Annotated in this window: 28 protein-coding genes; 16 read left to right on the top strand and 12 right to left on the bottom strand. The window is 46.6% G+C overall.

All coding sequences use genetic code 11. The features are described from left to right. Positions 1-3: 3 nt before the first annotated feature. The 8 genes from T504_RS14385 to T504_RS13765 all read right to left on the bottom strand — a co-directional run bounded on the left by T504_RS14385 (position 4) and on the right by T504_RS13765 (position 6,045). Positions 4-294, bottom strand: coding sequence for a hypothetical protein (locus T504_RS14385; RefSeq protein WP_051635167.1), 291 nt, complete (start codon positions 292-294; stop codon positions 4-6). 329 nt (positions 295-623) lie between these two features. Then, entirely contained in the window at positions 624-1,385 is a 762-nt protein-coding gene (locus T504_RS14380) for a recombinase family protein (protein ID WP_051635166.1), read from the bottom strand. A gap of 138 nt (positions 1,386-1,523) precedes the next feature. Beyond that, positions 1,524-2,489, bottom strand: a complete 966-nt coding sequence (locus T504_RS0102515; RefSeq protein WP_033169461.1) for an Abi family protein — start codon at positions 2,487-2,489, stop codon at positions 1,524-1,526. Positions 2,490-2,667: 178 nt separating this feature from the next. Then, complete coding sequence (locus tag T504_RS0102510; protein WP_014424819.1) at positions 2,668-2,883, bottom strand: Ada metal-binding domain-containing protein; 216 nt, start codon at positions 2,881-2,883, stop codon at positions 2,668-2,670. Positions 2,884-3,017: 134 nt separating this feature from the next. Further along, entirely contained in the window at positions 3,018-3,545 is a 528-nt protein-coding gene (locus T504_RS0102505) for a hypothetical protein (protein WP_033169460.1), read from the bottom strand. 435 nt (positions 3,546-3,980) lie between these two features. Continuing rightward, on the bottom strand, positions 3,981-4,640 hold the full coding sequence (locus T504_RS0102500) for a hypothetical protein (RefSeq protein ID WP_033169459.1): 660 nt from the start codon (positions 4,638-4,640) through the stop codon (positions 3,981-3,983). 45 nt (positions 4,641-4,685) lie between these two features. After that, the gene (locus T504_RS0102495; RefSeq protein WP_033169458.1) at positions 4,686-4,961 is read right to left on the bottom strand and encodes a hypothetical protein; all 276 of its coding nucleotides are present in this window, start codon (positions 4,959-4,961) and stop codon (positions 4,686-4,688) included. Positions 4,962-5,091: 130 nt separating this feature from the next. Then, on the bottom strand, positions 5,092-6,045 hold the full coding sequence (locus T504_RS13765; protein ID WP_051635165.1) for a helix-turn-helix domain-containing protein: 954 nt from the start codon (positions 6,043-6,045) through the stop codon (positions 5,092-5,094). A 178-nt stretch (positions 6,046-6,223) separates the two neighbouring features. Between T504_RS13765 and T504_RS0102485 the strand changes: the two genes are divergently transcribed. Both T504_RS0102485 and T504_RS13760 read left to right on the top strand, forming a co-directional pair. After that, on the top strand, positions 6,224-6,451 hold the full coding sequence (locus tag T504_RS0102485) for a hypothetical protein (RefSeq protein WP_033169457.1): 228 nt from the start codon (positions 6,224-6,226) through the stop codon (positions 6,449-6,451). A 16-nt stretch (positions 6,452-6,467) separates the two neighbouring features. Next, on the top strand, positions 6,468-7,220 hold the full coding sequence (locus T504_RS13760) for a BRO-N domain-containing protein (protein ID WP_051635163.1): 753 nt from the start codon (positions 6,468-6,470) through the stop codon (positions 7,218-7,220). 167 nt (positions 7,221-7,387) lie between these two features. Here T504_RS13760 and T504_RS0102475 read toward each other — a convergent pair whose 3' ends face one another. After that, positions 7,388-7,867 carry a DUF2321 domain-containing protein gene (locus T504_RS0102475; RefSeq protein WP_033169456.1) on the bottom strand — a complete coding sequence of 160 codons (480 nt, stop codon included), beginning with the start codon at positions 7,865-7,867 and terminating at the stop codon, positions 7,388-7,390. A gap of 50 nt (positions 7,868-7,917) precedes the next feature. On the opposite strand from T504_RS0102475, the gene T504_RS14535 reads away from it, so the two are divergent. From T504_RS14535 to T504_RS0102420, 13 genes are all read left to right on the top strand, one after another. After that, positions 7,918-8,082 carry a hypothetical protein gene (locus T504_RS14535; RefSeq protein ID WP_156033456.1) on the top strand — a complete coding sequence of 55 codons (165 nt, stop codon included), beginning with the start codon at positions 7,918-7,920 and terminating at the stop codon, positions 8,080-8,082. A gap of 64 nt (positions 8,083-8,146) precedes the next feature. Further along, on the top strand, positions 8,147-8,293 hold the full coding sequence (locus T504_RS14530; RefSeq protein ID WP_156033455.1) for a hypothetical protein: 147 nt from the start codon (positions 8,147-8,149) through the stop codon (positions 8,291-8,293). Then, positions 8,290-8,484: a hypothetical protein gene (locus T504_RS0102470; protein WP_033169455.1), complete on the top strand. Its 195-nt coding sequence runs from the start codon at positions 8,290-8,292 to the stop codon at positions 8,482-8,484. The genes T504_RS14530 and T504_RS0102470 overlap by 4 nt, the downstream gene beginning before the upstream one ends. A 107-nt stretch (positions 8,485-8,591) precedes the next feature. After that, positions 8,592-8,882 carry a LysM peptidoglycan-binding domain-containing protein gene (locus tag T504_RS0102465; protein ID WP_033169454.1) on the top strand — a complete coding sequence of 97 codons (291 nt, stop codon included), beginning with the start codon at positions 8,592-8,594 and terminating at the stop codon, positions 8,880-8,882. Between the two features lie 249 nt (positions 8,883-9,131). Then, on the top strand, positions 9,132-9,668 hold the full coding sequence (locus T504_RS0102460) for a hypothetical protein (protein WP_033169453.1): 537 nt from the start codon (positions 9,132-9,134) through the stop codon (positions 9,666-9,668). Continuing rightward, positions 9,661-10,083, top strand: a complete 423-nt coding sequence (locus T504_RS0102455; RefSeq protein WP_033169452.1) for a DUF2800 domain-containing protein — start codon at positions 9,661-9,663, stop codon at positions 10,081-10,083. Before T504_RS0102460 ends, T504_RS0102455 begins: the two co-directional genes overlap by 8 nt. 623 nt (positions 10,084-10,706) lie before the next feature. Further along, positions 10,707-11,498 carry a hypothetical protein gene (locus T504_RS0102450; protein ID WP_033169451.1) on the top strand — a complete coding sequence of 264 codons (792 nt, stop codon included), beginning with the start codon at positions 10,707-10,709 and terminating at the stop codon, positions 11,496-11,498. Positions 11,499-11,522: 24 nt separating this feature from the next. Next, on the top strand, positions 11,523-12,116 hold the full coding sequence (locus tag T504_RS0102445; RefSeq protein ID WP_033169450.1) for a class I SAM-dependent methyltransferase: 594 nt from the start codon (positions 11,523-11,525) through the stop codon (positions 12,114-12,116). 40 nt (positions 12,117-12,156) lie between these two features. Further along, positions 12,157-12,786, top strand: a complete 630-nt coding sequence (locus tag T504_RS0102440; RefSeq protein WP_033169449.1) for a lactate utilization protein — start codon at positions 12,157-12,159, stop codon at positions 12,784-12,786. 118 nt (positions 12,787-12,904) lie between these two features. Continuing rightward, on the top strand, positions 12,905-13,642 hold the full coding sequence (locus T504_RS0102435) for a hypothetical protein (RefSeq protein ID WP_033169448.1): 738 nt from the start codon (positions 12,905-12,907) through the stop codon (positions 13,640-13,642). Then, complete coding sequence (locus T504_RS0102430) at positions 13,639-14,640, top strand: nucleoid-associated protein (protein ID WP_033169447.1); 1,002 nt, start codon at positions 13,639-13,641, stop codon at positions 14,638-14,640. Before T504_RS0102435 ends, T504_RS0102430 begins: the two co-directional genes overlap by 4 nt. A 9-nt stretch (positions 14,641-14,649) precedes the next feature. After that, the gene (gene hflX, locus T504_RS0102425; RefSeq protein WP_033169446.1) at positions 14,650-16,452 is read left to right on the top strand and encodes a GTPase HflX; all 1,803 of its coding nucleotides are present in this window, start codon (positions 14,650-14,652) and stop codon (positions 16,450-16,452) included. Positions 16,453-16,457: 5 nt separating this feature from the next. After that, a complete protein-coding gene (locus tag T504_RS0102420; RefSeq protein ID WP_033169445.1) occupies positions 16,458-17,702 on the top strand; it encodes a methionine gamma-lyase family protein in 1,245 nt (414 codons plus the stop codon). 77 nt (positions 17,703-17,779) lie between these two features. On the opposite strand, the gene lexA is transcribed toward T504_RS0102420, so the two are convergent. After that, complete coding sequence (gene lexA, locus T504_RS0102415) at positions 17,780-18,394, bottom strand: transcriptional repressor LexA (protein WP_033169444.1); 615 nt, start codon at positions 18,392-18,394, stop codon at positions 17,780-17,782. A gap of 204 nt (positions 18,395-18,598) precedes the next feature. On the opposite strand from lexA, the gene T504_RS0102410 reads away from it, so the two are divergent. Beyond that, entirely contained in the window at positions 18,599-20,068 is a 1,470-nt protein-coding gene (locus T504_RS0102410; protein WP_051635162.1) for a protein O-GlcNAcase, read from the top strand. A gap of 51 nt (positions 20,069-20,119) precedes the next feature. Here T504_RS0102410 and T504_RS0102405 read toward each other — a convergent pair whose 3' ends face one another. Then, a complete protein-coding gene (locus T504_RS0102405) occupies positions 20,120-20,701 on the bottom strand; it encodes a 4Fe-4S binding protein (protein ID WP_033169443.1) in 582 nt (193 codons plus the stop codon). After that, positions 20,698-20,904 carry a 4Fe-4S dicluster domain-containing protein gene (locus T504_RS14140; protein WP_072022690.1) on the bottom strand — a complete coding sequence of 69 codons (207 nt, stop codon included), beginning with the start codon at positions 20,902-20,904 and terminating at the stop codon, positions 20,698-20,700. The genes T504_RS0102405 and T504_RS14140 overlap by 4 nt, the downstream gene beginning before the upstream one ends. Positions 20,905-21,340 lie beyond the last annotated feature (436 nt).

Here is a 21,340-nt window from a genome sequence, read left to right as displayed (position 1 = left end):
TTTTCAGTATAAGAATATGCGGATATCCTTATAGGATTTTCCACGTTCTTTCGGGGGGCGGCCCAGCTCAATGCGCTGGATAAGGCTTTGCCAAAGTTCTCTTTTCTGCTCGCGTGGCAGAGTGAGATAGGTATTCACGAAATCATCGTCATCCATGATTTTATCGACTAGTGGTGATATGGTCTTTTGATTGGCTGCTGCATAGGCAGCCTGGGCGAGCTCTTTTTGCAGTCGCTCATAATCAACTTTATAACTATCTTTATCAATCAATCCATCAAGGTAGAGGTCTTTCAATCGGGAAAGCTTTATCTTGATGGATTTTATTTTATCCTTTTCTGGAACATGCTTGTTTTGCTAGTCAAAATGAATGAGGTATGATTCTAATAGCGGACGGATGTTATTCAGCAGGAATTTTTCGATTACGTTCTCACTGATACCGCCACCGAACAAGCATCCCCCTGCGGTATGCGGCTTACCTGTGATATAGCGATTGCCACAGATGTAGGTTTGTTGATAGCTATTTTTTTCTTGTTGACGTAACCTCGATGTGCGACCATGATAGTACCACAGGATGGACAGACCACTTTGCCGGAGAACAGATAAATTCTTCCTGATTGTCTTGGCTACTGATTGCGGGAGAGAATTGTCTGTACGCGATCAAACTGCTCTGGAGGGATAATGGCCGGGCAGTAGTTGGGGATGCCGTAGCGAACTCCCTTATACGTTGGATTACGCAAAATACGCCAAACACGGCGGGCGTCAATGGATATGCCAAACTTATCGAGTATCTTGCGGAAAATGGAGTGGGTGGCGTATCCAGCCAGTATCTGCTCAAAGATGAACTCGACAATAGGGCGTTCCTTTTCGACCACTACGAGATGCTTATCTTTGAGTTCATAGCCGAAAGGATGCTTGCTCGTGGTTTCCTCCTTGCGGCGATGCTTTCCTTCGTTGACATACTTGATGCGGTCGCTGGTCTGGTCGGATTCATTCTGGGCGATGGAGAGTTTGAGGTTCAGCATAAGGCGACCGTTGGTGGTTGTGGTGTTGTAATCTTCCTGCGTGCATTCCCAGTTTACGCCGTACTGGTCGAGAACGTCCTGCACCTTGTAATAATCCCGCACATTGCGGAACCAGCGGTCCAAGCACTTCAGCAGGATAATATCCACCTTGTCTGCCCGCACATCGTCAAGGAGTCGCTGGAGCCCCTTACGGCGGGAGAGTGCTTTGCGGGCGGTGTTGCCCTCATCGGCGTACACGCCAACGACAGTATAATGGTGTGCACGGGCGTACTGCTCCAGATCATGCTGCTGTTCAGCTAGGGAGAAGCCATGCTTGGCCTGCTCCTCGGTGGATACACGGATATAAAGCGCTGCTTTTTTCATAATAAAACACCTCTCTAGTTTATTTGCGTTTGGCAAACAAGCCTGAGAGGTGGTATAATCTACTTTGGGTAGTGTGATTAGTCTCTCTCAGACTGATTGCATCCGGGCCGTTCCTGTTGGCGCAGGGGCGGCTCATTTTCATTTTTGATGCCGTATTTGAGCTGTCAAATGCCAGTCATCGGGAAATCCCAATAACCTTAGAATGTGATTCGTATCAATGGATTGAAGACCGTTGCTAAGAGTTCGCATTCTTTTTCGAATAGTGTTATGGAGCCAAGAAAATTCAGTTTCACTCAAGAAGCATTGCAAGGAAACATAGACAGAATATACATCCCGGCGTTCACTGCGTTGTGCTAAATTATAACGGTCATGTAATTCAGGCCAGTACCTGCTGTCACGACGGCACTTAAAGCCAATCATGCGGTTGTTGTGTGCGCAAACGTTACGTAGTTCGTTTATGTTGGCCAGCAGGTCAATCATATTTTCAGGAGGGAATAAACAGATATTGGGGATATTCTGTTTCGTGAAATCCATAATATCACGGGCAACCTTATTTTGGATGGCCTTTTTAGAATTTATAATCATGTACCGAAGATCACCAAAATCTATATGGTTGACCAGTACCCATATAGGTACATTGCCATAAGCATGTACATAATGATAGATGCTGGAGTCAGGGAATTTATTTTGCCGATTGATTATACCTGATAATTTATGGATGGTTTGAACTGCATCGAGGACGCGATTAGGGTCATAACAAGCGATATCAAGATATGAATATCGTATGTTATGATATGCTTCTGCAAAATGGTAAGCAAAAATTGCTTTTAAGTGTGACTCAACAGCCAGCACGGCTTTGAAAAAGGCGTGCTTAAGTTCCGTGTCAAAAGTATATAAACGGATTACCTCGTCAAAGGAAGTGCCGTTTGTATAGTGGTCCTGCACTGTTGGAAAAAACTTACTGTAGCCGTTGATGATGTTGTAGTAGTTGTTGCTGAGAAGAAGTTTTTTGGCTTGTTCTTCATCAGTAATGACTAAATCACGGCCCTTCAACAGTTCAATCTGTTCCGATAGGGTTCGGAATGGTTTTGCGGGTGTTGTCATAACAAAAATAGCCCCCTCCAATAATGGAGAGGACTATTTCCGCGCCGAGCTCCCGTAGGAGACATCAGCACTCTCTTCTTGCTCTCCATTATAACAAAAATAAACTTGATGTCAAGAAAAATTGACAAAGACTAGATATTCTGCTAAAATAACCTTCTTATACTATATATAGTGATGATTACGGATTGCACCGCTTGCACGGTACATACCCTGCGGCAATGGCATCGTCACGGGTGCTGAACTCGACGAACCTTTCCGGATGTTTTATTGTAGAGCAGCTGGAGTAGTGGAACTTCATCGACTTCGGATTGCCAAGGTAGTCAGATGCCAGGGCAGGGGTAGCTATTGATACACAGACAGCGGCCAGCGTGGCCAAAGCTATTTTCTTGAACATGGGAATCCTTCCTTTCTTTACAGCCGCCCTCCAGGGCGGTCTTTTTTATGCCTACTTCAATTCTATATGGAACTGCTCCATCAAGCGGTAGTCGATGTCGTGGAGGTAATACCGCTCAATGCGGGGGCGGCTCTTTATTGCTTATAGGACTGGCTGGCGTGGTCATAATAGGGGAGCGTCATTAGGTATTTAAATCTCTCTCTCGCAGCGCCATATGCCGTTTTGGCGATGAGATAGTTCTGCGAATGCTCCTTTACACTTCTGTATGGCGGATCTTTGAATTTCAGAACCTTTATGATGTCATCGTTCTGATTGCGGAATTCAACAGCGATGGTTCTCATCTTGTATTTCAGGTCAATCTCATAAATATAGACGCTGTAAGCATAGTTTTGCTCGTAAAGCTGGAAAGCGATACTGCTGCCGTTCCCCATATTGTTTGCCAGGAATTTCATTCTATCAACTCCGGACGGCTTCCAAAACGTGCGGAAAACAAATCCACGATGGCTTTCATCATTCTTTTCCGCCAGCCGGATAGAATCGACGTCAACGTAAACATGGCTGTCATAGTCACCGAAGTCGCAAACGTATTTCAGATTCGTAGCAGAGCATGGCGCCGTCAGTGAAAGTAACAAGGTGGCCAACATAATGAGTTTTCGTATCATTTCAATCACCTGCCATCGAGTGTCAGATTATTTGTCCATCTTTCCTGAGATGCTGACGTCCTGTCCATCTATAGCATTCCATTCAGCTCCATCCATATAATGGATAGATACATAACGATCACTCCCTATCAATTATCATCAGGGCCTCAAATATTACTCATCCCGAATCAATAGTCACTACTCCCATCCACGGGGCGGCTTTTTTTATTGCGAGGTTCCCTGGGCAGAGTGCGGGGTTCATTTATGCATAAAAGCGTAGAGCACTTTTTGCAATAAAGTGGTATAATATAGCTAGATATATTGCAGAAAGTGAGGCGGGGAGAATGCAGTTATCCAAAAAGAAAGTACGGCTTATTAAGGCCATAAATCTAATGTTGCTAGTGACTATGTTCTTTTTATCAGATACCGTTACGGGAAAATTAGACTTGCTTCTAGTTATTGTTCTTCTTTACAGTATTTTAGATATGCCAGTAGACTCGAAAAAATAATTATCAAGCTGACACACCCTGCTTTTATTGCGGGGTCTGCAGCTACTTCCTTCACACCTTCCAGCCCGATGATGATTTCGGTACAGAATAACATATAAGCTTTAATATTATCCGCAGAGTCGTCAGGGGTAGCTTGAATTGAGAGAGCATCCTCTACCTGTTGACATAACTCTGGTTGATTTACTTCGAGATATTCAAAGGCAGGTAAAGTGCTGGCAACATTTGGCATACTTACTTGTACTGTTGGAAATAAACGGCTCATTTGATGGAGCTTTTCCTGCATTTTTATCAACTCAGGGATTCTGGTGATGTGCTCCAGCGTTCTTTGATATTCAGTCATTGCCGCAGCCATAGACATATATGGTTGTTGGTACATTGCAACAGCCTCAATAGCGGGGTGGAATGCCGCTGCCGTTATAGCCTGCGCCTGCGTAAGCTGAGCTGTAATCGCAGCAGTTTGCATAGCCAGTGAAGCGCGGGGTATCTGAATGGCGTTCTGAAATGCCTTTAGTGCCGGCGGATTGTAGATGCGCTGGATAGTTTCCGCCATTTCGAAAATTGGGGACGTATTTGTTGATAACCGTATATGATCCTGAATGGTAGCCAATAATATCCGCTTCTTTCGTACAGCCGTCCTTCGGGACGGCTTTTTTTATTTTTGTTCCGTTTCTCGCTCATCAAAGAATTCTCTCGCAACTTCCTTAATTTTCATAGCCAGCAGTGAATCTTCTGGAGCTGCATTTTTGAAATTTACTAAGCGACGGATAGCGGGCGCATTAACGTTAGGGATGCCCTCGTCGGTAAGCAGGTACGTTTCATGGGTAGGAATGTATTCAACCTCGCATACATCCTGTAAAAGATTGTCTACACCGTGCATCGCTACTGAAAAATCAGAATCATGAAAAATAGAGGTGTCTGAAATGAACATGTTTGCTACAAATCCTTTCGTTCCGCCTGAAAGGCGGTTTTTTTTTATTTATTGCTACATAATACTGCTACGAATTGTATTGTATTATGATTTAGCCATAGTACGGCCGTTCATTCTAGGGTGGCAATTTTTATTTGTTTAGTTTAAATTTTTGCTCCAATAGAAGTTTTAAATTCTTTATAGCATTTTTATTGTTAATGTAGCTAACTATACATATATAGTCCTGCTCATAAATTTCTTTTGCAATCACAGGTGCTAAATCATCTATATCGATGTCATATAAATAAGTTTTACGGATTTTTTGCATGGCTCCGTAAACATTACTTATAAATTCAGCGTTGGAAATAATGTTTATAGCGTTTCGTAATTTTTTATAGGATATATCCTGTTCTATGGAGCCTAGATATTTTTTTAACGCCATCAAGACAGTATATACAAGACCATCGGCCGCTATGTCCGTTTTTAAGGCTCGGTCCAAAATTCTGGTGGCCACAACATCCGGTTCTTGCTGCTCGGGAGGTACCACGGGTTCTTGCTGCAGTTCGTCTTTTTCATCGAGATTAAAGAACAAATCCACCACATTAGTATGGAAGTATGTAGCGATACGCTCAGCCTCTGCTGGTGTGGTCAGGACGGTTTCACCCTGCATGAACTTGCCAACAGTAGCAAAGGGCAGACCAGTACCTTTCATAAAGCCGTTTATGTCACCAGATGCTTGCAGCAACTTGCTGACATTATGGGAGAATGTGGCGTCCAATCCCTCAAAGCGCCGGATGATTTCGTCCTGTACTAAGGAAGGACGGCGCAGGTAAGCCTGCGTCAACGCATGCAGGGGAGATTTGTCATCGAACGACAGGTTAGTAGTAACCTTGACGGCTCCGCCACTCCAGCCCATGAGCTCTGCGGGGGTGGTAGATAATGCCCTTGCTAATGGTTCTAATATACCAATAGGCATATTATCTGCGTCAGTACTTTCGTATCGATATATAGTAGCTCGACTTTTTTGCAGACGATCTGCCAGTTGATCAGCAGTAAGGCCTAGCTCGATTCGACGATTCTTTATGTTTTGTCCAATATTTGACACGTTGGTCACCTCTTTTGTTGCTTTTCTTATATTCTATCATATTTTTAATATATGAGAATAGATTTATGCATTTAATAAAAATCTTAAAATATAAGAAAATACTGCTTGCGAGTGTCTTATATTTGTGATGCTATAAATGTGTCGCAAGATATAAGACATACAAGGAGGTCTTGAACAAGTGGTTAATACCAATATGTTGAAGGGCAAAATTGTAGAGAATGGCTTATCAGTTGCGGACGTAGCAAATGCTATAGGTATAAGTACTGCTAGTATGTACCGCAAAATTACTAATTGCGGAGAGGCAATGCTAGTAAGAGAAGCCTATGCAATAGGGCGCTTGCTACAGTTGACAGCTGAGGAAATGAACTCTATTTTTTTTGCTAGTACAGTCTCAAAAATGAGATAGAAAGAAGGAGATAACATTGAGTAACGGTCTTCAGATTTTCAACAACCCAGAGTTTGGTCAGGTTCGCACCTTGACCATCGACAATGAGCCGTTTTTTGTTGGAAAAGATGTTGCTGAGATTTTAGGATATGCAAAACCTTTGAATGCTTTGGCTTCACATGTTGATGAGGATGACTCCCTAAAACGGGGACTCATCGATTCGCTGGGGAGGAAGCAGGATACCATCATCATCAACGAGTCTGGTCTTTATAGTCTAATTCTTTCCAGCAAGCTTCCCGAGGCCAGGCGCTTCAAACGCTGGGTAACGAGCGAGGTACTGCCCGCCATTCGCAAGACGGGGAGCTACGGCAAACAAATGAGCCAGGTAGAGATACTTGCACAGGCCGCCCAGCAACTGGTAGAGCAAGAGCGCGAGCTTGCCCGCCTGCGACTCGATAACGAGGAAATCCGCAAGGAGCAGAAAATCCAATCTTCCCGAATTGACACGCTCAATGGCGTATGTACCGAGGGCACGAAACGGCAGAAGCTTGTGGCGATGGTTCAGGCCTATGCAGTCAAAAGCGGGCTGACGTTCCGCGAAGGATGGCACAGATTCCGTGCGGCATACAACACAGCCTTCCACACCAGTATCGGCAATTCGATAGCCTACTACATGAAAGAGAACGGGCTCAAGAAGAAACCAGGCACGCCGGAGTATTTGGAGAAGAAAGGCCTGCTGGATGATGCCCTGCGGATTGCGGATAAACTGCTCAATGGTAGCGTGGCATAAGGAGACAAAAATTATGATAACTAAAATAAAATGCCCACACTGTGGGCAAACAGTGCGGGCAGGGAATTTCTGCCACAATTGCGGCAGGAAAATCGTAGTCGAATGCGACTGTTGGGGATTAAAGAGGCGCCATAATTGCGGGCAGGATAAATGCCCAGGCGCGGGGATTACGATGGCCAAATGATTTTTTTGGCCGTTTCAGAGGCAATGTCTACAAGTATATCCCTAAGACATGAGCTGACGTAGGCGGGAAGTTTTTCGAGATAATTTCTTACCCTATTAGCCGATACTGTGGTCATAGGCGTGTCAGCAACGATATTGGGAAAGCATCTATCGAGTTTATCCCGGTCTTCCGTTGTGAGGTCAAAATCGGAAAACAGCTCTTGAGCAGCCGCTATTCTGCGCTGTGTCCAAGGATATGGCTCACCGCAATTATGGCAATATGCAGGCGCGCTGTAACTAACGGACATGAACGTAATGCCATCTGCGCAATACTCACCACGGATTGGGCTGCCACATTTAGTGCAAGCGGTTATTGTTTTTTCACCGCAATAAGAGCAAAACGGCGAACAAAATTCTGCTTGTGATACATCGTCTGTGGTAGCGTGACCATTCAAACATACTTGAGCATTTTTGTATGAACCCATAATAACACCTCCTTTCATAGGAGATTATAGCACAAAAGGAGTGAACCACCATGACCAAAGCAGAAGTTTTCGAGGAGCTTATCTACAAGGTTCTCGGTGTTAAATGCAAGCTGGCGGAGGCGCCGGATGCTGATGATGCGGAAATGCAGTCCATAAAGGATCGGGCGCAGGCCTATCTTGATGAGAAGCATCGCCAAGAAGGCGATGGCAAATGAACGGCTCGGATGCAAACACTACCCAACACTATCAAAGAAACATCATGCGAAAGGAGAGATTCGTATGGAAAAGCCCCAAACCGGGCTCATCGGCTTCAAGCCCGAAGCCTTTATCGAAATGCTGCTGAAACTTGATGGCCGCGCCAAAGGCCATGAGGTGGAAGTGGAAGTCAGAAAATGCGAGAACAAAGAGAGTCGGGAGGCAGGATGACACAAGCAGAGATTCAGGAGCTCCAGCGGATCGCAGAGAGAGCCGAGGCGCATTACCGTTATGCGGTTACGGCAGCTGTTGACAAAGAACGCTGTTATGCCGTGAATGCGCGCGCGCGGAGCGACGCGTTTATGCTGGGGCACATACTCGGCAAGGCTGATGCAGAAATCATCGATGATATCGAATCATAGAGGGGGAAGAAACATGTCCGAGCATGAGAGGAAGATACGCAAGGCCATCGAAATGGAGCGGCACCGTCAGCTGGGAGCAGCCCTGCATCGGGGGGGGGGAGTCAGCCTTGAAGAAGTTTCTTGCGGGTGCCGCCATTATCGGGACTGCAGTGATATGCGCCGGCTTCTATGATGGCGATCAAGTAAGAGTGGAAACCGTATATACAGTGCAGCCAGGGGATACGCTTTGGCATATCGGGGAGGAGCATATCAAACTCAATACTGGCGGGCGGCGTTATCTGCCGGAGTTTGTGGAAGGCATCAAAGAGCTCAATCCGTGGGTCAAGGAAAATGACTATGTGATTCACGCCGGGGATAAAATCCGTATTTCCTACTGGATTAAGAAAGCGAGTGATTAAGACGCAAGCAGTTACATGCAACCCCGGATATGGGGGCCTGACCTGCCGGTTACCCGCCAGCTACTGTAAAGGAGCTTCACCGGGGGTAACACCGGAAGAGCGTCAAATGCTTATTGTTGCTGGCGCCAGCAATAGAGGCAGAGGCGCAATAAAAAGGTCGCTCCTGCGCCAACAGGAACGACCTGGATAAAACCCACAGTTAAAAGGATTTTATAGTCTGATTTTACCACAGGAGGATATGAAAAATCTATGGATATCAATGTAAACGTGAAGTTTGATGAAAAGTTTGTAAACGCTCTGTCTGGTATTGCTGGTTGTCTGGCGGCAGTCAGCATGGCTCGGGCAGGAAATACCAACGCGCGATTGCCTGAAAAGACGGTCGGGTTAACAAAAGAAGAACGGCTGAAACAGATGGAAGCAGTTATGTTTGAGGATGAGGAGCGCCCCGCTGAGCTCGCCAAAAAGGCAGAGCCTAAGAAGGCTACCAAGGCAGAAGAAAAGCCCCTCAAGAGCGAACCTGTGACGCGAGAGAAGGCAAAGGAAATCAATGACCTGGTGAAGGAACCGGAGCCGAAGAAAGCAGAGGCAGCAGATAAACCGACCACAGAGGAAATCGAAGCCATTCGGGGTAAGGCCGGGGAATTCATGAAGGCCGATAAAGCCACCAATCAGCCGAAGATTGCGGCATGGCTTAAAGAGAACAATCTGAAGCGGGTGGGCGAGATTGAAACCCGTGCCCAGATTGATTCGCTGAAAGCACTTATTGGAGGTGACAAAGTTGCCTGAAGTACATGCAATGCGTAGTGCTTCCGGCTCCCACAGATGGCTGCATTGTCCGCCATCGGCGAAGCTGGAAGCGGCTGTCTCCGATAAGACCTCCAGTTATGCGGAGGAAGGAACGGCGGCTCATGCGGTGGCAGAACTGCGGCTCCGGCATTTTCTCCGGACAGGGAAGGTCGCCAAGAAGCGGTTGAAGTCCATCTCTATCCCCAGACAGATGGGCGAACACTATGAGTACCCGGTAGACGATGAGATGTGGGAAGCCACCGGCCGTTATCTGGATGTCTGTATCGAGAAAATCAACGCCGCGCGAAAAGCATCGGGGGACGCCAAGATTATGGTGGAACAACGGCTGGATTTCAGCGCGTGGGTGCACGGGCAAGAAATAATGAACTGCCAAAACAAGATAAGCCTTAAATAGTATGCAAAGCCCCATATCTATCGCCCCTCAAATAAGATGAGCCTGACCATTGATAACGTGGTCAGGCTCGTTTCAGCTATTGATAACATCGGATGATTTAGCGCTTACATTTCTTAGATGTGCTATCTGCATAGTAGCAAATAAAAAATCCCCAGCGCACGCGAATACGTGTGCGCTGGGGAAGAAGAAAAGCCTCAGGGAGCGACCCTAAGGCTTTTCTTACTGGACGTGACACTCTATTGGCAGTATCACAAACCTCTTAGCTGAATCAATTATATCATGGTATTGCATTTCCTTCAAGCAATATCGTATAATATAACATGCTGCGCACCTTATACCTGCAGAAGGAAGGAGGTGCGCAGCAACAGCACAAATGCTTAGGATCGCAACCTGAGCGCAGGCCCGGCCGTATGGTCGGGCTTATTTTTTACGGATTGATGGATAATCGCTATCTCTGCAAAGCTGACGTTCCTTCTTTCGGTACTAAGGATAGCACACCGTGATATGGATTTCAACGCGAAAAGTTTTGCTTACGCATGCGTAGCTTATAACGGCTATGGTATAATAGGAAAAGAGGACATTTGAAATAGACGAGTTTGTTTTTATTCATGGAGGAATAAATCATGCGGATTTTGAATGATTCTACTGCCAGCCTGACTGGCAGTATCGCGAAGGCGTCCTATACGGCTGCGGCGAAGAAACCATCGTTAGCGAAAGATAAAATAGCGCTGGATACGGCAGAGATTTCGGATGAGGCGCGGGTCATGCAGGAAAAGTGGCAATTGGCAGAGCCGGCTGACTTACAAGATTGGAGCGATGTAATCGATCGCGGCAATGGCAAGTTCACGGCACGTTTTCACAGCGTTGCCGAGATTGCAGGCGTCGTAAAGCGCGGCTATCTTATGGTAAAGGGACAGCGCGTGACGCTCGACAAACAGCAGCAAAAAGAGCTGCTCGCCGTTGGCAAGCAGATGGAAAAAGACCGGCAAAGTGTCATGAATCAGTTCATGCTGGAGCAGCAGCTGGCAAGTGCCCGCCAGTCCGCCGATGGCTGGAAGAAGGCGGCACAGCAGCAGTCGCGCGTGATGCAGACGGCGATGCGCATCATGCATGGCCGTCATGTTTCAGAGGCCGATGAAAAGGAACTGGCTGAGGCATCGCCGGAGCTTTACAACATGGCAAAATCGGCAGGGACACTCGAAAAGCTCAAGGAAGACCGTGAGCAGCGCGAACGCGACCGCAAGGTATCAGAAGCCAACGAACGCCAGCGCGCGGAGGAAAACGAGCCCAAGGACTATTCTACCAAACCGCTTAGCGCCTACCCAACCTATGAGACAGAGCTGGCGATTGACCTTAGCGGCGATGAGCCACTGGCCGGGGCAGTGGGGGAAGTGACGATACCGCCAGCTACCTAAAATGGCAGCGAGAAAGGACCACAGATGACGGAAGAAAACGAATGGGATAATATTTTGCATATCCGCACGACCGGCAGGGACGACAGTATCGCCGATTTGACGCGCTATCCCTATGAGCCCACCGATTACTGCGTGCTGGAGCGGCTGGCTGGCAGTGGCTATTTTTCTAAGCGCAATACGCTGCTTGATTATGGCTGTGGCAAGGGACGCGTAGATTTTTTCCTGGCCTATCAAACGAAATGCCGCGCCATCGGCATCGAGTACAACGAGCGGCTCTATGCCCGGGCTGTGCAGAATAAGGACAATGCTCTGGCGGGCGGCAGGGTGAGTCTAACTCTTATCGATGCCACGGAATACGCTGTGCCAGCATCGGTTGACCGCGTGTTTTTCTTCAATCCGTTCTCGGTGGATATCCTGCGCATCGTCATGGATCATCTGCAGGCGTCTTATCAACAGACGCCGCGGGAATTGCTACTGTTTTTTTATTATCCTTCCGTTTTTTACCGCCAGTATCTAGCAGCCGAGAGCAGGCTGTCCCTGCTGATGGAGATTCCCTGCGGGGATTTATTCAAGGAATCGGATGGGCGCGAGGAAGTGCTTGTCTATCAGATTTCCTAGCCGAAAGGTAGTTTTGACGAAAGCAAATGGAGGAGAGCCAATGAATGAGAACATCGTAAAACGCAATGAACTGCTGGCACAGACGGTAATCAAAGGGTTGCAGTCGCGCAACATGGAAGGTTTTTATGCCGCGAGCAAGGAAGAGGCACTGAAACTTGCGCTGGAGCTTATTCCTGAGGGCAGTACCGTCACGATGGGCGGCGGCATGAGCGTGCATGAAATCGGCCTGCCTGCGGCGCTGGAGGCCGGCAACTACAACTTTATCGACCGCGATAAGTTCGAGGACCGGCGGCAGGCGATGCTTTTGGCCTATGATGCCGATGTATTCCTGACCAGCACGAACGCAATGACCAATGACGGCGTACTCGTCAACATCGACGGCAATGCCAACCGCGTATCGGCCATCGCCCAGGGACCGAAAAAAGTTCTCTTTATCGTCGGCCTCAACAAGGTCTGCGGCGACCTCGACGGCGCTATGAAGCGCGCCCGCAACGTGGCGGCTCCCATCAATGCCCAGCGTTTCGGTCTGAGCACGCCGTGTGCCAAGACCGGCGCCTGCTTTGACTGCAAGAGCCCGGACACTATCTGCTGCCAGTTCCTCATTACGCGCTATTCGCTGCACAAGGGCCGCATTCAGGTAATCCTTGTCAATGATGATTTAGGGTTCTGATAACAGCACAAAGCAAATGCAACTTAGAGCACTCGCTGACAGGGAAAAGCGAGTGCTTTTCCTATGATTTCATGGTATAATAAATTTTTGTAAACTCCTGTAAAGGTTGGTGAAAACTATGAAGGATGAAACGATTGAAAGGGTCAATGCGGAAATTGCCGACTGGCAATACCTAAAAGAACTGCCGGAGAAGTGGCATGACTTTCGGCTCGACCGCAACACCAAGATTTCCAAGGACAGTTATGACCTCTATCGTTATGTGAATGAAGAGCTTCATAAGAGTGCAACCATTTATTTTCATGAAGAAACCCATGAGTATAAAGTGCGCTTAAAAATCGGCCTTATCGAGTTTTGCCGGATCGAATTTATCACAGCCAACATCGAAGTATTTGAAAAGCTACTAAAAAACCAATTCGAGCAAGTGCTCATGGATATGGTGGAATTTAATCCGAAGAGTCTTAGCTCGATTGTCTTGGATAAAAAAATCACGACATGGGAGACCGGCAACAAGCTGCCAGAAACCGTCAAGGGATTTCACCTGTTTATTTCGCCTGCTCAGCCGGTGAAGATAAACAATGGTTCCTATATTGTCATCGACTATGTCGATTTTTCGTTGGAGAGCAGTTTTACGGTTTATTACAACATTTATCGCGACGAATTTTTCGCAGAAGCTCGTATTTGGAATATTCCGGACGTTAATTACGATTTTGATTCCAATGAGTTATCAGAACTTGAGGCGAAGATGCATCAACACTTTATCCCGCGGCTTATCGATATTCGTACCCGGGCAGAAAAGGAAGCGGCTGCTAGAGCCGCTACAGAGGCAAAACAAGCGGAGGATGAACAGCCAGTATGATTATTATAGATAAAGCGATTCTGCATATTTTGGATTTTAATTCCGGCATGACGGTGTATTCCGATGAGGAACTTACGGTGCAGGACAGCATTGAAACATTTCTTTATAAGCACATCGAAAAATCTTGGGGGAGTCAGGACGCAAAACCTGGCACATTTTACGAGGACAGCGCTTTTCAAGAAAAACTCAACGCCTATTTGTCCGGGGAGATGAGTTTTGTTCCATTTTCCAAGGAAATCACGCATACCCTCGAAGAGGCATTTACCCACGCCGAGGAAATGGCTTCTGCCGATGTGATTGTCGCCGATGTCCGCATTGACGACCGGCGTCAAATCGTTGTGTTCAAGTCCAATAGTCATATCGGCTATACCCATCAGGTCAATCAGACGGAAAACGGCATCAAGAATGAAATTATCAATCACTATTCGATTATGCCAAATCTCACACAGAAAATGGAAGAATTTGCTTTTGTCGATACGGAAAGTAAGGGAATTTCTGTCTGCGCGAAAAAATACACGATTGATGGCAACAGCATCCAGGTCTTTCCAGAAATTCTGCTTGAATGCAGCTTAACGCCTTCCCCGAAGGAGGCCATCAAAAATCTCAGCAAGACGGCTGCCAAAGTAGCCGAAGCCTATGGACAGGATAAAGTGGCTACCGAAGCTGCCGTAAAAAGCTATGTAGCAGAAAACATGCAGGAAACCGACGAGCTGGATCTTGTAGAGGCGGGGAAAGAAATCTTTAAGGATAATCCTTCGATGCAATCGGATTTTGATACAGCCATCAAAGATGCCGGTTTCACCGAACCCGTCAAGATGAATCAGGAGGCCACCCTGAAGAAGATGTGTAAACACAAACTAAAAACCGATACAGGAATCGAGCTTACGATACCAACGGATTATTTTGACAATACCGAGTATGTGGAGTTCAACAACAACGACGATGGGACGCTTTCCATAACCCTCAAGCACATCTCAAATATCGTCAATCGTGGATAAGGAGTATCTATGCAGGTAAATGGGGATTTAGCGAATATCAAGACCTACGTACTGGAAAAACTCAAGGCAATCTATGAGCTTTCAGTACCGATTGGTCAGCTATCGACGAAAGAATTAAATGCCGCTATGCTTGAAATCACGGAAATCCTCGACCGTGAGGTAGCGGTTTATATCAATCGCCAAGGGAAAATCCTGCAGGTATCGCTCGGAGATACCGCGACGGTTGATTTGCCAGAATTCCAGCGTCAGGTTCGTGGCGACAAAAGATTATCCGGTATTCGCTGCGTACATACTCATCCCAGTGGGGACGTACGATTGAGCGACCCGGACTTGTCTTCTTTGCGCCGTCTTCGCTTTGACTGCATGGCAGCTATTGGCCGTCATCATAAAGAAGGTATCATCGGTACCATGGGATTTTTTACTGGCGAGCAAAACGAAGAGGGGATCGAGGACCTTCAAACCTATGGTCCGGTCAAAGAAAAGATCCTCAATCAAATCAATCTCAGCATGCTGGTGACAGCAATCAACAAAAAGCTTGGTGCGCAAAACCTCAAGAATACCGATGAGGAAACGGAACGGGCCATTTTGGCTGGTGTTGAACGCCCCGGAAAACAGCTTTGGACAATCGAAGAATCCATGGCTGAGCTTGCACGCCTGGCTGATACAGCTGGCGCTAAAATCGTTGGACAGGTTACGCAGCGCAAGGAAAAGCCCGATGCAGCGTTCTTTCTTGGCAAAGGTAAGGTTTCTGAAATTGCCATGGAGATTCAAAACACCGAGGCCAATCTCCTGATTTTCGATGATGAACTCACCCCTTCCCAGCAGCATAACTTGGAACAGACCTTGGGCATAAAAGTCATCGACCGGACCGCTTTGATCCTCGATATTTTTGCGCAACGTGCCCGCTCAAAAGAAGGCAAACTTCAAGTTGAGCTCGCTCAATTGAAATATAATTTGCCCCGGTTGGGCGGACAGGGCCTCGTACTTTCCCGTCTCGGCGGCGGTATCGGCACGCGCGGCCCCGGTGAGACAAAACTCGAAGTCGACCGCCGTCGCATCTATACCAAAATTCATGACATCGAAAAGCAGATAGAGGGCCTCAAAAAGAGCCGCAATCTGCATCGGGTGCGACGCAAGGAATCCAGGATTCCTCTCGTCGCCCTGGTCGGTTATACCAATGCAGGCAAATCCACTTTGCTAAATAAGCTCACAGGTTCAGAAGTTTTTGCCGAGGATAAACTCTTTGCTACCCTCGACCCAACGACTCGTCATCTAGTATTGCCAGAAAAGCAGGAAATCCTGCTGACCGATACTGTTGGCTTTATCCAAAAGCTTCCCCACACATTGGTCACCGCCTTCCGGGCGACTTTGGAGGAGGTCCAGGAAGCGGATATGTTGCTGCATGTGGTGGACTGCAGCAACGAAAACTTCGAACAACAGATAGCGGCTGTAATCGAGGTATTGAAAGAACTAAAGGCGGAAACAAAGCCGACCCTTTACGTATTCAACAAAGCCGATCGCATCGATAACGACAATCTGCGACTGCAGATGTTGCACGACCGCGAGGGAATTTGTATCTCAGCCCGAACCGGTGAAAATCTCGCTGCCTTACAGGAAAAAATCGAAAGCTTTTTCCAAGAGAGTCAAATAAAACTCACGTTATTGATTCCCTATGATAAAGGCAACATTATTACGGATCTTCACGCTTTAAATGCCGTCCGTTCTACTGAATATGTGGAGCAGGGGACGCTCTTAGAAGTTAGTTTGCCTGTTTCTGAAAAAGATAAATATTTACCATATAGTAAGGAGTAATTGTCGTGTCCTTTTCCAAAAAAATACTTGATCTCAAACAAGAAGTTCTCAAAGAAACCCAGCCACTGTTCCAGCATGTTGATGAAATCGCTGAGGCAAACACGTTGAAAATTCTCGATGCGATGCGGGAATGCAAAGTATCCGATGCACATTTCAATACCACTTCCGGTTATGCCTATGATGATATTGGCCGTGGAAAATTGGAAGAACTTTATGCGAAAATCTTTGGTGCTGAGCGCGCGCTCGTGCGCACGCAGTTCGTTTCGGGTACGCATGCGCTCGCGACGGTGCTGTTTGGCATCCTGCGTCCTGGCGATGAGCTTGTCTCGCTGACGGGCAAACCATACGATACGATGCAAACGGTTATCGGCTACGACAATCCGAGCCCGGGCTCGCTCAAGGAATTTGGCGTGCTCTACAATGAACTGCCGATGATTGACGGCAAAGTCGACATGGAAGGCATCAAGAACATCATCACCGATAAGACCAAGATGGTTGAAATCCAGCGTTCGCGCGGCTACAGCATGCGCAATCCGCTCTCGATCGAAGACATCCGCGCCATCACGGCCGAGGTCCATCGCATCAAACCTGACTGCATCTGCTTTGTCGATAACTGCTATGGCGAGTTCGTTGACACGCTCGAACCGACGCAGGTTGGCGTTGACATCATGGCCGGCTCGCTCATCAAAAACCCGGGCGGCGGCATCGCTCCGACGGGCGGCTACATTGTCGGTAAGGACAAACTTGTTGAGCTCGCATCGTACCGCTTGACGGCACCGGGCATGGGGGATGAACTTGGCGCAAGTCTTGCCAACAATCGTTTATTGTTCCAAGGACTCTTCCTGGCTCCACATGTTGTCGCTCAGGCCATTAAGGGAGCGCTCTTTGCCGCTGGCATGTTTGCCAAACTCGGCTACAAGACGTTGCCACGACCGACCGATGTCCGCGGCGATATCATCCAGGCCATCGAGCTTGGCTCCGCTGAAAAACTTATCGCTTTCTGTGGCGGCATCCAGAAGTATTCGCCTGTTGATTCCTATGCGGCTCCTGAACCGTGGGATATGCCAGGCTACGCCGACCAGATCATCATGGCCGCTGGCACCTTCGTCCAAGGCGCATCGATTGAATTCAGCGCCGACGGCCCGATGCGGGCACCATACAACGTCTACCTGCAGGGCGGTTTGACTTTCGAACACGCGGTAATCGGCGTCATGGGCGCAGCACAGGCAGTGCTCGATGCTGACCACTAAAACGATTGCATGAAAATAACCGGTCACTACTGTAGTGACCGGTTATTTTATATCGAATGTTTCATGGAGTATTGTCGTTACATCTGACGATAGACGCCGATGACTTTGCCGAGAACGTTGACATTTTTCTCATAAAACGGTTCCATTGTATCATTTTCTGGCTGCAGACGGAAACAATCCTTTTCGTGATAAATGCGTTTTACCGTAGCACCTTCCTGGTCTACCAACGCAACGACGATTTCACCATCATTTGCAGAATCCTGCTGACGAACCATAACGTAGTCACCGTCATAGATGCCGGCATTAATCATGCTCTCACCCGAAACTTTCAGCATAAAGGTCTTATCGGCGGTTCCCAAAAGCCCTTGTGGGAAAGAATAGACGTCCTGAATGTTCTGTTCGGCAAGAATAGGAGCACCAGCTGTAACCGTGCCAACGAGTGGTACGGCAACGTTTTTCCCCCATGGTTTCTCATCGAGAATATCAATGGCACGTGGCTTCGTCGGATCACGTTTAATCATGCCATTTTCTTCAAGGCGCGAAAGATAACCATGAACGGTGGAGCTGGATTTTAGGCCTACCGCCTTGCCAATTTCGCGGACGGAAGGGGGATAGCCCTTCTCCAACAGGAAAGATTTGATATATTTGAAAATTTCTTTCTGCCGTTCGCTCGAAGTCTGCGTTTTGCGCATGATTCTCTGCCTCCTCATAACGATTACTATAACTCTTATGTTCTATTGTAGCACATATATGTTCGATATGGAACTGATTTTCGTAAATTTACGGATATTTTTTTCAAAAACACTAAGATTACGATACAAGTACCTGCAAGATTTTTTTTACCAATGTGTGCTATAATGAAAAATATAAAACATAACTATGGACAGGAGAATGGAATGATTATAAAATTTTTCCCACTGGTTAAGAAAACATTGGCCTTGACTGCTGCTGGCAGTTTTTTCCTTTTGGGAACCACAATGAATGATGGTTATGCAGAAGCTTCGCCCATCCACCTTCGCGGAATTGTCGAAGGTTTTTATGGAACGCCTTGGCAGCAGGCTGACCGCCTCGATATCTTAAACTTCTGCAGCAAGCACGACCTCAATGCTTACATTTATGCTCCCAAAGATGATCCCTATCATCGGGCAAAATGGCGTGAACCTTATCCAGCGGATAAGCTTAAAGAACTTTCCTCTTTGATTGCAGCGTCCAAGCAACAGAAAGTACGCTTTGTTTTTGCTGTTTCCCCAGGTCTTGATATTAAATTTACGGGTTTTAAGGGATTCCAAGACAGGATGTTCATGTATAAAAAACTGCAAGCGATGTATGATTTGGGCGTTCGGGATTTTGCGATATTCTTTGACGACATACAGGACAAAGATGGGGAGGGACAAGCCCTTTTCCTAAACTGGCTGTCTGAGAAATTCATAGCCACCCATTACGGAGTCAATCCACTGATTACCGTACCTACAGAATATTTCCGAGCGGACATGCATACGGATGGAGTGAAGAAACCTTACACCGAGGCTTTTACCAAGAATCTCAATCCAGAAATTCTGGTTCTCTATACTGGCGATGGCGTCGTTCCTGATGGACTATCGGACGAACAACTCGCCGCTGCCAATGCGATTTACAACCGTTCTCTCGGCATTTGGTGGAATTATCCGGTTACCGATTATATGGAAAACAAACTGGCGCTAGGGCCTGTAGAAAAACTTCCTGAGAATTCAACAATCCCCGCGATTTTCTTTAATCCCATGAAATACGAACAGTTATCGAAAATCACTTTAGCTACTGGTGCCGATTACGCCAAAGACCCGCATCACTATCGGGCACAAAAATCCTGGGAAAAAGCCATTGCTGAACAGTATGGGCCACTAGCCAAAGACATGCAACGGATAGCCGGACAATCGCAGCACTTAGAGAATAACTGGGCAAAGATAGGGCGCCCTGATGGGCCGGAACTTCGCGCAGCGATCAACCATTATTGGGAATCCAATCGTTCACGTGCTGCGGAAACAGCCGTCCAGGAACAATTACGGGATCTTCACCAATCGGCAGTCAATCTCATGGCACATCTGCCCAAGGAAATATTGGCCGAATGCGCTCCACAATTGCAGCAGCTAGTTCGCATTACCAATGCGGATATGACAGGACTCGAGGCAATAAAAAATCTCAAAGATACCACGCTAAAGGAAAAATTCATCCGTCAGCGTAAACTCGTAGAGGAGCATGATAAAGAGGCAATTATCGCCGAAACATCTGCCAGAGCTTTCATAAATGAGATTAGCGAATATCTAAATAGTCAGGAACAAATATCCAGCGAAGCGAATGAAGCCACAAAACCAATACAGCAGTCCCACTAAAAGAGGCTGAACGTTAAAAAAGCTCCGGCATGTCCGGAGCTTTTTAACTATCTATCTTTGGGTGGGTAGTTTTCTTTTACAAATACTCTGCGTCAGCGTTCCCATCGGACAAAACGCACACCAAGTCCGTGGACGGTAATAAAACATTGCTGCCAATGCGATGAATTCCGAGGTCAACATCAAACTATACAGGCCAAAGGCAAATTGAGCAACTGCTGGTGATACCAAAGTGGTTGCAGCCCAAGACCACGGAAATTCAATACACCAAAACAAGGTAATGACTTCCTTCAAAGAAGTAGTTTCAAGGTAGACCATCCAAGAAGTATAGAGAATGCCGCCAAACATGGCAAAGAAAAAAATCATGAACCCCAAACGAAACCCATTACTATGCATCCATTGGGGAATATCATGACGGCGGGAAAATCCTAACTGACTACCGAAAAAACGTAATAATTGCCCGCGATCGCAATAACGGTTGCAAAACAACTTGTTGCCACCGAAAATCGCAAATAACAACGGCAAACAGAAACTGATGAGCCCCAATAAAGCAAAAAGGATATTTACAAAACCAAGCGAAAAATAAATTACTGACCAAAGCCAAAGGTTATGATACCAATGCTGCTGCGTTTTCATTTTGACACCTCAAACTGAATAATATCTGCTGGACATTCGCGGGCGCAGAGGCCGCAACCAATACAACGCGTAAAATCTACCTGGGCATAACTACCATGAAAAATAGAAAGGGCACCTTGTGGACATGTATCTAAACAAGTACCGCAAGCCACACACTGATCTGGATCAATTTTTGCTTGTCGTTTTCTTACTGGAATTGCCATATCAAACCTCTTACTTGATTAATATACTAAGTTGTTCATCCTACAATATATTAGGATATGGATAAATACAAGTCAAGAGACTGAGTCACAGAAGAGTGTAACGAATAACGACAAAAACGTTAAGAAAATACAGGAGATGCTAAAGGATCTAAAAATTTTTGTCTCAAACGGGCAATCGGCATTTATCACATCCAGAAAATAACAGCAAACCATAACTTCCGATAATTTATACTTATCGGAAGTTATGGTGGGAAATTTATGCCGACTGACGATATATAAATATTTACCACCATTAATAAGAATTTTAAGATTGAAATTCCTCCTTTTGCAATCATCCCTTCATACACCCTTTCTGAGGCGTTTTTACTTTTAAGGTATATTATTATATACAAAACGTTTTACAACGGCCTTAGGAGCAATTCTACGAGGTCGTTTT

It is taken from the genome of Selenomonas sp. ND2010, assembly GCF_000702005.1.
Classification (GTDB): Bacteria; Bacillota; Negativicutes; order Selenomonadales; family Selenomonadaceae; genus Selenomonas_A.
The sequence above is the reverse complement of the archived record's forward strand: the minus strand, read 5'-3'. Positions and strand labels throughout refer to the sequence as shown.